The sequence below is a fragment of the Caulobacter sp. P4_E5 genome, assembly GCF_056401555.1.
Genome location: NZ_JBFUJD010000027.1, coordinates 40,593 through 51,888, shown reverse-complemented (window position 1 = coordinate 51,888; position 11,296 = coordinate 40,593). Strand labels below are relative to the sequence as shown.

Sequence of the window (11,296 nt, the reverse complement as noted above, 5' to 3'; positions counted from 1 at the left end):
GAGCGGGCGTGGCGGCCGGAGCCGGAGCGGCCTCGGCGGGCGCCGCGGCGGTAGCGGCGGCCGGCGCGGGCGCGGCCTCCTGGGCGAAGGCGGTCGCCCCCAGCGGAGCCCCCGCCAGGGTCGCGGCGAGCAGCAGCCCGGCCAGCGGTTTGAAGGTGAGTTTCATCGTCGGTATCCCCTTTTCCCGATGCGTTACAGAGCGGCCGAGCCGGTTTCGCCGGTGCGGATGCGGACGGCTTCTTCGACGTTCAGGACGAAGATCTTGCCGTCGCCAATCTTGCCGGTGGCCGCGGCGGCCTTGACCGCCTCGACGGCCTTGGCGGCGGACGCGTCGTCCACGACCGCTTCGAGTTTCACTTTCGGCACGAAATTCACCTGGTACTCGGCGCCCCGGTAGATCTCGGTCTGGCCCTTCTGGCGGCCGTAGCCCTTCACTTCCGAAACCGTCAGGCCTTCGACGCCGGCGGCGACGAGCGCTTCGCGCACCTCGTCCAGCTTGAAGGGTTTGACGACCGCTATGATCAGTTTCATCCGCCTTGCTCCGACCCGCTGAAGCACGGGCTTGCTTTGCTTGGTTGTCAGAAGCGGAAGACCGCCCCCGGTTTGATCACCGCCGACGCCGCCATTACGCGCTGCATCGTTTCCCCGGCGCGGCCACGCTATCGGCGACGGTTCCATGACGGGGCGCAAGGACAAGAATTTGGAAAGGAAATAGGCAAGGCGCCTAAAATATGTGCGATCGGCGCTGCATTTGCGTCAGAAACTGGCGATTTCGACAGACGGGAGGCTGGTGGCGCAGGAGGCGCCCCTTGCCTTAGGCTGTGGGAATCCCCAACGCCCAGCCCCGGAGCCCCCCGTCATGCCGCCCCTCGTTGTGAAGATCGCGCCCTGGCTGCTGCTGGTAATGTCGAACATCTTCATGACCTACGCCTGGTACGGCCACCTGAAAGGCAAGCCGATGGCGCTGCCTGTGGCGATCCTGTCCAGCTGGTTGATCGCGCTTCCCGAATACATGCTGGCCGTTCCCGCTAATCGCATCGGACACAGCGTGTATTCGACAGCGCAGTTGAAGGTTGGACAAGAGGTCATCACCTTGCTGGTCTTTACGCTGTTCTCCTATTTCTACCTCGGAGAATCAATCAAGTGGACGACACTTATCGGTTTTGGGTTCATCGTCTGCGGCGTGGCGATGGTGTTCTTTTTCAAGTAGAGCTTCCTGGACATCACGAGGCCGTGATCGCGGAACCGAGTCCCCGGTCCGGGCGTACACCGCTCGAACCGAGAGGAACTCGACCATGTACATTCAGCGTCTCCTGACCGCCGCCGCGGCTATCGCCCTGCTGGCGGGCGCCGCCAATGCCCAAGACATGACCTCGCCGGCGCCCGCCGCGCGGGCGCCCGCCGCCGCTTCACCGGTCGTCGCCAAGGGCGACTTGATCGAAACGGCGCAGGCCTCGGGCCAGTTCAGCACCTTCCTGAAGGCCGTCTCGGCGGTGAACCTGACCAGCGTCCTGAAGACCAATCAGAACCTGACCCTGTTCGCCCCGACCGACGCAGCCTTCGCGGCCTTGCCGGCCGGTGAGCTGGACAAGCTGATGCTGCCCGAGAACGGGCCCATGCTGCAGAAGGTGCTGACCTATCACCTGATCAACGCCAAGGTGGACTCCACCAAGATCAAGGGCGCCAAGGGCGAGGTGAAAAGCGTCGAGGGCTCGTCGTTGCTGCTGGACGGCAGCGGGGCCACGCCGATGGTCGACAACGCCGCCATCGTCCAGACCGACGTGATGGCCAGCAACGGCGTGCTGCACGTCGTCGACAAGGTGCTGCTGCCTAAGGACCTTCCCGGCCTGCAGGCCGCGGCCACGCCGTCGGCCACCGATCCGAACGCGACCATGAACGTGGCCGCCAACGAGCAGGTCGCGCCGGCCATGCCGTCGGATCCGACGACCCCGTCGGCCCAGGCCACGACGCCCTCCACCACGACCGCGCCGACCTCGACCACGGACCTGGCCGCCGATCCGGCCGCCTCGCCGTCGGCCATGGCCGCGCCCGCCGCTGGGACGAACACCTCAGGCGTGGTGCCGGTGTCGTCGCAGTCGCCGGAAGCCCAGGCTTCGCTGAAGGCCGGCGACGCCAATGTCGTCTCCAACCCGCCGGTCGCCGACACCCCGGAGAACCGCGCCAAGTACGGCAAGCCGATGTCGAACGCTGGCAAGCGCACCGCGCCCAAGGGCAACTAATTCGCGACCCGGCCTTTTCGGCCGGGACATCGCTTGAAGCAGCAGTTGGCGGGCCCTATGGTCCGCCAACTTTTTTCTAGGCCTGCTTCGATTGATGTCGCGCGAAAAACCCAAGTCCTTCCAGAGCCTGATCCTGACGCTCCATGACTATTGGAGCCGGCAGGGCTGCATCATCCTGCAACCGCATGACGTGGAAGTGGGGGCGGGGACCCTGCACCCGGCCACGGTGCTGCGCGCCCTGGGCCCCAAGCCGTGGAACGCGGCCTATGTGCAGCCCTCGCGCCGCCCGGGTGACGGCCGCTATGGCGAGAACCCCAACCGCCTGCAGCACTATTACCAGTACCAGGTGATCCTGAAGCCGAACCCCGAGAACATGCAGGACCTGTATCTCGGCTCGCTGGAAGCGATCGGCCTCGATTTGCGCACCCACGACATCCGTTTCGTCGAGGACGACTGGGAAAACCCGACCGTCGGCGCTTGGGGTTTGGGCTGGGAAGTCTGGTGCGACGGCATGGAAGTCAGCCAGTACACCTACTTCCAGCAGGTCGGCGGCCTGGACGTCTCGCCGGTGGCCGGCGAGCTGACCTACGGCCTGGAACGCCTGGCCATGTACGTGTTCGGCGTCGACAACGTCTACGACCTGCCGTTCAACGACCCCGACTCGCCGCTGGGCGCGACGACCTATGGCGAAGTGTTCCTGGAGAACGAGCGCCAGCAGTCGGAGGCCAACTTCCACGGCTACGACGTCGCCGTGCTCAAGCAGCAGTTCGAGCAGATGGAGGAGCAGGTGCCGCTGATGCTGGCCCGCTCGTACCAGGGCAAGGCCCTGGTGCTGCCCGCCTATGACATGGTCCTCAAGGCCAGCCACCTCTTCAACCTGATGAACGCCCGCGGCGCGATCGCCGTCGCCGAGCGCGCCAGCTACATCGGCCGCATCCGCGACCTTTGTAAGCTGTGCGCCAGCGCTTGGGTCGATCAGCAGGAAGCCGCGTAAGTACCGATGCCCCAACTTCTTCTCGAACTGTTCTCCGAAGAGATCCCCGCCCGCATGCAGGCCCAGGCCGCCAAGGACCTGGAGCGCTTGGCGCGCGAGCACTTGGCCGCCGCCGGCTTCCTGCCCGAGGCCCTGAAGACCTTCGCCGGCCCGCGCCGCCTGACCTTGGTGGCCGAGGGCCTGCCGCTGGCCCAGGCTGACCGCAAGGAAGAGCTTAAAGGCCCCCGCGTCGGCGCTCCTCCTCAAGCGATGGAAGGCTTCCTGCGCAAGGCGGGCCTGACCCAGGACCAACTGGTCGAGCGCGACGGCGTCTACATGGCCTTCATCGAGAAGAAGGGCCGCCCGACGCCGGAGATCGTCGCCGAGATGGTCGAGGCGATCGTCCGCAACTTCCCCTGGCCCAAGTCGATGACCTGGGGGACTAAGAAGCTGCGCTGGGTGCGGCCGCTGAAGCGGATCCTGTGCGTGCTGGACCGCGAGGTCGTGCCGTTCGCCATCGAGGGGATCGAGAGCGGCGACATCTCCGAAGGCCACCGCTTCATGGGCGACGCCCTGCCATTCCAGGCGCGCGACTTCGACGAATATGCGGCCGGCCTCGAAGCCCACTACGTCGTGCTCGACGTCGAGGAGCGCAAGGAACGCATCCTCGAGGGCTGCAAGACCCTGTGTTTCGCGCGTCATCTCGAACTGGTCGAGGACCCGGGCCTGCTGGAAGAAGTCGCGGGCCTGGCCGAATGGCCGACGCCGGTGCTGGGCGACATGGATCCGGTGTTCCTGAGCCTGCCGCCCGAGGTGATCCGCACCTCGATGCGCACGCACCAGAAGTACTTCGCCGTCCGCAAGGCCGGTGAGCAGGGCCTGGCCCCGCACTTCATCACCATCGCCAACATCCAGGCCGCCGACGGCGGCGCGGTGATCGCGGCCGGCAACGCCAAGGTGCTGTCCTCGCGCCTGTCCGACGCCCGCTTCTTCTGGGACGAGGACGTCAAGGTCGGCTTCGAGCCGTGGTTGAAGAAGCTGGACGGGGTGACCTTCCACGCCAAGCTGGGGACGATGGCCCAGCGCGTCGGGCGCATCGTCGCCCTGGCCGCCGAGATCGCCCCGCTGGTCGGCGCCGATGTCGAGAAGACTAAGGAGGCCGCCCGCCTGGCCAAGGCGGACCTGGCCTCGCAGATGGTCGGCGAGTTCCCGGAGCTGCAGGGGGTCATGGGCGGCTACTACGCCCGGACCTTCGGTCTAGACGGCGAGATCGCCGATGCGGTGCGGGATCACTACAAGCCCCAAGGGCCGTCCGACGCCGTGCCGACGGCGCCGGTGAGTGTGGCGGTGGCGCTGGCGGACAAGCTGGACACGTTGGTCGGGTTCTTCAAGATCAACGAGAAGCCGACTGGTTCTAAGGACCCGTATGCGCTGCGGCGCGCGGCGCTCGGTGTCATTCGAATTATTTTGGAAAACGGTTTGACATTGCCGTTGAACACGACGCTCACAAAGGCCCTCCGTCAGTCGTCCTTTATCCATGAGGAGGTTGCGGATGGATTTGTTGGGGCTGGCGCCGAAGTCGTTCCCGACATTGTCGTCTTCTTCGCCGACCGCCTGAAGGTCACCCTGCGCGACCAGGGCAAGCGCCACGACCTCGTCGACGCCGTCTTCGCCCTGGGCGATGACGACCTGGCGCGGATCGTCGCGCGGGTCGAGGCCTTGGACGGCTTCCTGAAGACCGACGACGGCAAGACGCTGATGGCCGGCTACAAGCGCGCCTCCAACATCCTCAAGGCCGAGGAGAAGAAGGGCGCTCTGCCGACTGGGGAACCGCAAGCTCCGGCCGCCGACAGCGACGCCGAGGTCCAGCTGTTCGACGCCCTGCGCGTGCTGAAGGCCCCGCTGGCCGACGCCCTGGCCAAGGAAGACTTCACCGGCGCCATGGCTCAGCTGGCTGGCCTGCGTGGTCCGGTCGACGCCTATCTGGACGGCGTGTTCGTCAACGACCCCGAGCACCGCGACAACCGCCTGAAGACGCTGGCGGCGGTGCGCGACGCCATGGGGCAGGTGGCGGACTTCGGGCTGATCGCGGGGTAGACCCCAATCCGGCCTTCGCCGGGGAGGTCGGGGTATGAGCTGCCCTGGCCTAGCCCCGCGCCAGCAAGGCCGGCAGCACCGCCTCCGTCAGCAGCGGGGCCAGGCGCAGTGCGCCCGGCGCGGCCGGGACGATCCAGGCTAGCTCCTCGATCTCGGCCAGAGCGGCGATGTCGCCCTCGACCGAGGCCAGGTAGGTCGCTGACTGAACGGTGAAGCCGGCTTCGTTGGCGGCCGGGGCGGAGAACCGGCCCAGCAGCTCGGCGGCGACCAATCGGCAGCCCAGCTCTTCCGCCAGCTCGCGGGCCAGGGTGGTCAGGTCATCCTCACCGCCGTCGCGCTTGCCGCCGGGCTTCATGAAGGTGGTTGTGCCGCGCTTGCGGACCAGCAGCATGCGGCCGTCCGCGTCGCGGATCACGGCGGTGACGATGTCGAGGACGCGGCTCATCCCGGTAGGTTAGCCGAGTCGCTACTTTTCGACCGCCGCCAGGATGTGCTCGGCCAGCAGCTTTTCGGTGATCGCGTGCGGCTGGCGGACGCCGAAGTTGGTGGTGGTGATCACGGCGACCAAATCGAGGTCCGGAACGATGGCCACCTTGTTGCCGCCCGAGCCGCTCATCGCCCAGGCCTCGTGGCCGGCAAAGGTCTGCAGCCAGATCAGATAGCCGTAATCGGTGTTTTCCCGGGCGTTGGCATGCGGAGTGACCGACGCCTTCACGAAGGCCGCCGGCAGTACAGTCTTCCCGTTCCATTGGCCCCCGTTGGCATAGAGCTGGCCCAGCTTCAGCAGGTCGCGACTACGCAGGCCCAGACCGCCGCCGCCCATCGCGAGGCCCTTGGGCGACATCTGCCAGTGCGGGTTTTCGATACCGAGCGGCTTGAACAGCACCTCGTCGGCGAAGGCGGGCAGGGGCTTCTTGACCGCGTTCTGCACGACCTGACCTAGGGCCACGACACCGGCGGTGCAGTAGCTGAAGGCGCGGCCATACGGCGAGGCTTCGGGCTTGGGGCTCCACTCCGGAAAGCCACGCACGGGCAGATCCAGATAGAAGCCCACCCAGTCCTCGATCAGGTACATCCGCTCCTCGTTGCCGCGCGAGAACTGGTTGTCGTCATTACACTCGGCGATCGAGCTCATGGTCAGCAGGTCCTCGACTGTGACCTTGTCCTTGCGCGGATCCGGCGCGGCGGCCGGCGGCCGATCCTTCAGGTAGGCCTTGATCGGCGCCTGGACGCCGGGCAGGGCGCCGCGGGCGATCGCCGCCCCGGTCAGCATGGCGGTGACGGTCTTGGTCGTGGAGCGGGTGTTGCGCCGCGCCTCGGCGCCGCCGTCCGGCTTGCCCTCGTCGTAATAGGCCTCGAACACCAGCTTGCCGTGGCGGGCGATCAGGACGCTGGTGATCTGCTGGAACTGGCCGGCCTTGATGGCGGCGGACATCGCGTCGAGCTTGGCGGCGGACAGGCCTTCGGCGGCGGGCGCCGCGACGGGCAGATCCGACGCGGCGAGCGCGTTGGACAGCGGAGACAGGGCCAGGGCGGCGGCGAAGGCGAGGGCTTTCAAGGGCGGTAACTCCACGGAGACGTCCGAGCTCTAGGCCGCGTCGAACCTCTCGTCTTGGACGCGCGCAACATCCGGTCGGCGGCCGCACAGCCGCGCGAACTCGCCGGGCGTGACGCCATAGGCGCGCCGGAACTGGCGATTGAGATGGCTCTGGTCGCAGAAGCCGCAGGCCAGGGCGATCTCGCCGATCGGGTCGCGACCGCGCATCAGAAGGTCGGCGGCGCGCTCCAGGCGACGCGTCCGCAGGCGATCACCCGGCGCGGCGCCCATCCAGCGACGATAGCCGCGCGCCAGGTGGACGGGATGCACGCCGGCCACGCGGGCCAGGTCGGCGACGCCGATCGGCTGGTCGAAGGCGTCGGCCAGATAGGTCTCGGTGCGCTCCAGCCAAGATGGCAGCCGTTCGCCGTCGCGTGTCGGGCTCAGGGCCTGGGCCGCCAATTCCAGACAAAGGCCCTCCAGCGACAGGGACTCGGCGTCGCGAGCGAGCAACGCGCGAGTTAGGCGCAAAGCCGCGCGGCGCGCATCAGGGCCAACGAGCCGCAGAGCGTCGACCGCCGCGCCGCGTCCGGCGTCGGCCAGCGCCCGCCAGTCCGAGGCCTCGTAGCTGACGGCCAGGAAATAGCCGCCGACCTCGACGAAGCGGTCGCGATGGACGACGCCGGGCGGATTGAAGACCAGCACCGGCCCTTCGGTCTCGGGACCCGCGGCAGTGGTGATGTAGCGGCCGTGGGTGGCCAGCACGAAGTGGGCGTCGTCGTGGCTGTGCTCGTCGACGTGCTCGGCGCGCTTGGTGGCCTCGAGGTGCGCCAGGCGAACACCAGGCAGGCGTCGCTCGACGGTCGGCGCGCCATAGAACCGGCCCTGACTGAAGGCGGTCCTTGGCGCGGCCATCCTAGCCCAGCTTCTCGGCGGCCCAAGGGGCGAAGTAGGTGATGATCCCCGCCGCGCCGGCTCGCTTGAAGGCGGTGAGGCTCTCGAGAATGGCGCGGTCCTGGTCGATCCAGCCGTTCTGGGCGGCGGCCATGATCATCGCGTACTCGCCGGAGACCTGGAAGGCGTAGGTCGGCATGCGGAACTCGTCGACCAGGCGGCGCAGGATATCCAGATACGGCATCCCCGGCTTGACCATGACCATGTCGGCCCCTTCGGCGATGTCGAGCGCGACCTCGCGGATGGCTTCCTCGGTGTTGGCCGGGTCCATCTGGTAGGTCTTCTTGTCGCCCTGACCACCCGCCAGCTTGGCCGAACCTATGGCGTCGCGGTACGGACCGTAGAAGGCCGAGGCGTACTTGGCCGCGTAGGACATGATCATCACGTCCTGGAAGTTCGCCCCTTCCAGCGCCGCGCGCAGCTTGCCGACGCGGCCGTCCATCATGTCGGAGGGCGCCAGGATGTCGGCGCCGGCCTCGGCCTGCATCAGGCCCTGTTCGATCAGGCGCTCGATGGTCGGGTCGTTGAGGATCTTGCCGCCCTCGATCACGCCGTCGTGGCCATGGTCGGTGAAGGGATCCAGCGCCACGTCGCACATGATGCCGACTTCGGGGGCGGCGTCCTTCATGGCCTTGACGGCGCGCGGGATCAACCCGTTCGGATCGGCGGCGATCGAGCCGGTCGCGTCCTTCCTCGAGCCGTCGATGTGCGGAAAGATGGCGATGGCCGGGATGCCCAGGTCGCGCGCGCGGACGGCGGCCTTGGCGGCTTCCTTGACCGACAAGCGCTCCACGCCCGGCATCGAGGCGACAGGGATGGTCCCTTCGCTCTCATGCACCACCATCGACCAGATCAGGTCGGAGGGCCGGACCTCGCTTTCGCGAACGAGGCGGCGGGTCCAGTCGGCCTGGCGCAGGCGGCGCAGGCGTGTGGCGGGATAGGGGGCGAGCGGCGGCGTGGTCATGCCGCTGGTTTCGCGCGGGTGGCCGTGCGAGGCAAGGCTCCCGCTTCCTTAAGGCGTGATCTTACGGCGCGGCGCGCGAGGCCAGGAGCGACGGACCCTCGATGCGGGTCCACAGTTGCGACTTGCACAGGAAGTTGCCGATCACGCAGCCCTTGGCGCGCATGGTCCGGGTGTCGACGATGTCGGCCGAGCCCACCAGGGTGACCTTCAGGGTCGGGACCCAGACGCGGCCTTTCAGCGTGCCATTGTTCTGGGCTTCGAAGTCACGCAGCAGTTGCTTGCCGATCAGCGTGTCGGTGCCCGATTTGCGCGCGTCGGCCTCGGCCTTGGCGCTAGCCCACACGACGACGCCGCAAGTGCTGGCGCCGCAGTCCTTGATTTCCAAGTGGACCGAGTTCTTGGGATTGCGCCAAACGCCATAGCTACGCGAGATGTCGCCGTCGGCCGCGAAGGCCGGCGCGGAGACCGCCGCCATTCCCAGGGCCGCCGCGAGAGCGGCCAGTGCAAGTTTCACGAAACGCATTGTTGTTCTGAGCAAAATTGAAAGTTGGAGGACGCCATCCCCGTGGACTGGGGATTTGAGGGGAACGACCATGGTTATCAAGGGGGTGTGGCGTTTCTGCCGATTCAAGTCGTGTAACGGAGGATTTCAGGTCACACCCTCCGGACCCTGATCAAAAGGCCCTGATCGGCGTCGAAATGGCGGTGCGGCCCGATTGACAGGGGCCCCCGAGCGCGGCACGTCAGCCGCAAGAAGGTGAGGGCGGTTCTGCCCCGAACGGGAGGATGTCGCGCATGGATTTCGCGCTAAACGAAGATCAAGTCGCGATCCAGGACGCCGCCCTTGCGTTCGCCGAGGGACAGCTTGCCCCTCATTCTGCCGAGTGGGACGAGAAGAAACACTTCCCGATCGACGTATTGCGCCAGGCGGCCGGGCTGGGTTTCGCGGGCATCTATGTGAACGAAAATGTCGGGGGGAGCGGATTGTCGCGCCTCGACGCGTCGATCATTTTCGAGGCTCTGAGCTACGGCGACGTGCCGACGGCCGCCTACCTGACCATCCACAACATGGCCTCGTGGATGATCGATCGCTTCGGCTCCGACGACCTGCGCCAGCGCTACCTGCCGCGCCTGACGACCATGGAGCTGATCGCCAGCTACTGCCTGACGGAGCCGGGCTCCGGGTCGGACGCGGCCAACATGCGCACGAGCGCCAAGCTGGACGGCGACCACTATGTCCTGAACGGCGGCAAGGCCTTCATCTCGGGCGGCGGCGTCTCGGATGTTTATGTCGTCATGGCCCGCACCGGCGGCGAAGGCGCCAAGGGCGTCTCGGCCTTCGTGGTCGAGAAGGGCGCTGAGGGCCTCAGCTTCGGGGCCAACGAGCGCAAGATGGGCTGGAACGCCCAGCCGACCGCCCAGGTCAATTTCGACAACTGCCGTGTGCCGGTCGAGAACCGCATCGGCCAGGAGGGCGAGGGCTTCCGCTTCGCCATGATGGGCCTGGACGGTGGTCGCCTGAACATCGCCTCGTGCTCGCTGGGCGGCGCCCAGTTCGCGCTCGACACGGCCAAGGCCTATATGGAGACCCGAAACCAGTTCGGCAAAGCCTTGAAGGATTTCCAGGCCTTGCAGTTCAAGCTGGCCGACATGGCCACGGAACTGGAAGCCGCCCGCCTGATGGTGCGCCGCGCCGCCCACGCGCTCGACAATCGCCACCCCGAGGCGACCAAGCTGTGCGCCATGGCCAAGCGTTTCGCCACCGACGCCGGCTTCCAGGTCGCCAATGACGCCTTGCAGCTGCATGGCGGCTACGGCTACCTCCAGGACTATCCGCTGGAGCGCATCGTGCGCGACCTGCGGGTGCACCAGATCCTGGAAGGGACCAACGAGATCATGCGCGTCATCATCGCCCGCGAGCTGTTCCGGCAGTGATCTATCTCTGTCGCCACGGCCAGACCTTCCACAATCGCGAAGGCCGCATGCAGGGCCAGACCGAGTCGGACCTGACGCCGCTGGGCCGCGCCCAGGCCGCGGCCATGGGGGACCTGCTGTTCGACCTGGTCCGACGCGACCCTCCGGCCGATTGGCGCATCGTCGCCAGCCCCCTGCGCCGGGCGCGACACACGGCCGAAACGATCGGTGCGCGCCTTGGCCTGCCGGTGGAATTCGACGATCGCCTGCTGGAGATCAGCGTCGGCGACTGGTCGAACCGTCTGCGCGACGAGGTGAAGCGCGAGACGCCGGCGCTGCTGACAGACCCCGAATGGGCGTTCAAGTCGCCGAACGGCGAGACCTACGAGCACATCATGGGTCGGATATCCGCCTGGCTGGCCGAACAGGCGCCCGAGCCCGAGCGCCGGCTGATTGTGGTCAGCCACGGCATCGCCGGCTGGATGCTGCGCGGCGCCTATGCCGGTCTGCCGCGCGCCGAGGTGATCGGCCAGGACGTGCCGCAGGACGCCATCTTCCGCTTGAGCAACGGCCAGATCGATCGCCTCAGCTGCGCGCCCGTCGCCGAACCCGCCTAG

General features: G+C 67.3%; 12 protein-coding genes. 6 read left to right on the top strand and 6 right to left on the bottom strand.

Annotated features, from left to right (window positions below):
• Positions 1-192: 192 nt before the first annotated feature.
• On the bottom strand, positions 193-531 hold the full coding sequence (locus AC1DSO_RS10965; protein WP_004623580.1) for a P-II family nitrogen regulator: 339 nt from the start codon (positions 529-531) through the stop codon (positions 193-195).
• A gap of 328 nt (positions 532-859) precedes the next feature.
• On the opposite strand from AC1DSO_RS10965, the gene AC1DSO_RS10960 reads away from it, so the two are divergent.
• From AC1DSO_RS10960 to glyS, 4 genes are all read left to right on the top strand, one after another.
• Positions 860-1,210: a DMT family protein gene (locus tag AC1DSO_RS10960; protein WP_477068849.1), complete on the top strand. Its 351-nt coding sequence runs from the start codon at positions 860-862 to the stop codon at positions 1,208-1,210.
• Between the two features lie 85 nt (positions 1,211-1,295).
• On the top strand, positions 1,296-2,240 hold the full coding sequence (locus tag AC1DSO_RS10955; RefSeq protein ID WP_477068848.1) for a fasciclin domain-containing protein: 945 nt from the start codon (positions 1,296-1,298) through the stop codon (positions 2,238-2,240).
• 94 nt (positions 2,241-2,334) lie between these two features.
• Positions 2,335-3,234, top strand: coding sequence for a glycine--tRNA ligase subunit alpha (locus AC1DSO_RS10950; RefSeq protein ID WP_477068847.1), 900 nt, complete (start codon positions 2,335-2,337; stop codon positions 3,232-3,234).
• 6 nt (positions 3,235-3,240) lie between these two features.
• Positions 3,241-5,310, top strand: coding sequence for a glycine--tRNA ligase subunit beta (gene glyS / locus AC1DSO_RS10945; RefSeq protein ID WP_477068846.1), 2,070 nt, complete (start codon positions 3,241-3,243; stop codon positions 5,308-5,310).
• Positions 5,311-5,359: 49 nt separating this feature from the next.
• On the opposite strand, the gene AC1DSO_RS10940 is transcribed toward glyS, so the two are convergent.
• From AC1DSO_RS10940 to AC1DSO_RS10920, 5 genes are all read right to left on the bottom strand, one after another.
• Positions 5,360-5,755, bottom strand: coding sequence for an NUDIX hydrolase (locus AC1DSO_RS10940; RefSeq protein WP_477068845.1), 396 nt, complete (start codon positions 5,753-5,755; stop codon positions 5,360-5,362).
• Positions 5,756-5,776: 21 nt separating this feature from the next.
• Positions 5,777-6,868 carry a serine hydrolase domain-containing protein gene (locus AC1DSO_RS10935; RefSeq protein WP_477068844.1) on the bottom strand — a complete coding sequence of 364 codons (1,092 nt, stop codon included), beginning with the start codon at positions 6,866-6,868 and terminating at the stop codon, positions 5,777-5,779.
• 30 nt (positions 6,869-6,898) lie between these two features.
• The gene (locus AC1DSO_RS10930; RefSeq protein WP_477068843.1) at positions 6,899-7,762 is read right to left on the bottom strand and encodes a helix-turn-helix transcriptional regulator; all 864 of its coding nucleotides are present in this window, start codon (positions 7,760-7,762) and stop codon (positions 6,899-6,901) included.
• 1 nt (position 7,763) lies between these two features.
• On the bottom strand, positions 7,764-8,765 hold the full coding sequence (gene hemB / locus AC1DSO_RS10925) for a porphobilinogen synthase (RefSeq protein WP_477068842.1): 1,002 nt from the start codon (positions 8,763-8,765) through the stop codon (positions 7,764-7,766).
• 61 nt (positions 8,766-8,826) lie between these two features.
• Positions 8,827-9,288 (bottom strand): DUF2147 domain-containing protein, encoded by a 462-nt coding sequence (locus tag AC1DSO_RS10920; RefSeq protein ID WP_477068841.1) that lies wholly within the window; start codon positions 9,286-9,288, stop codon positions 8,827-8,829.
• 263 nt (positions 9,289-9,551) lie between these two features.
• On the opposite strand from AC1DSO_RS10920, the gene AC1DSO_RS10915 reads away from it, so the two are divergent.
• Positions 9,552-10,700: an isobutyryl-CoA dehydrogenase gene (locus AC1DSO_RS10915; protein ID WP_477068840.1), complete on the top strand. Its 1,149-nt coding sequence runs from the start codon at positions 9,552-9,554 to the stop codon at positions 10,698-10,700.
• The gene (locus AC1DSO_RS10910; RefSeq protein ID WP_477068839.1) at positions 10,697-11,296 is read left to right on the top strand and encodes a histidine phosphatase family protein; all 600 of its coding nucleotides are present in this window, start codon (positions 10,697-10,699) and stop codon (positions 11,294-11,296) included. Before AC1DSO_RS10915 ends, AC1DSO_RS10910 begins: the two co-directional genes overlap by 4 nt.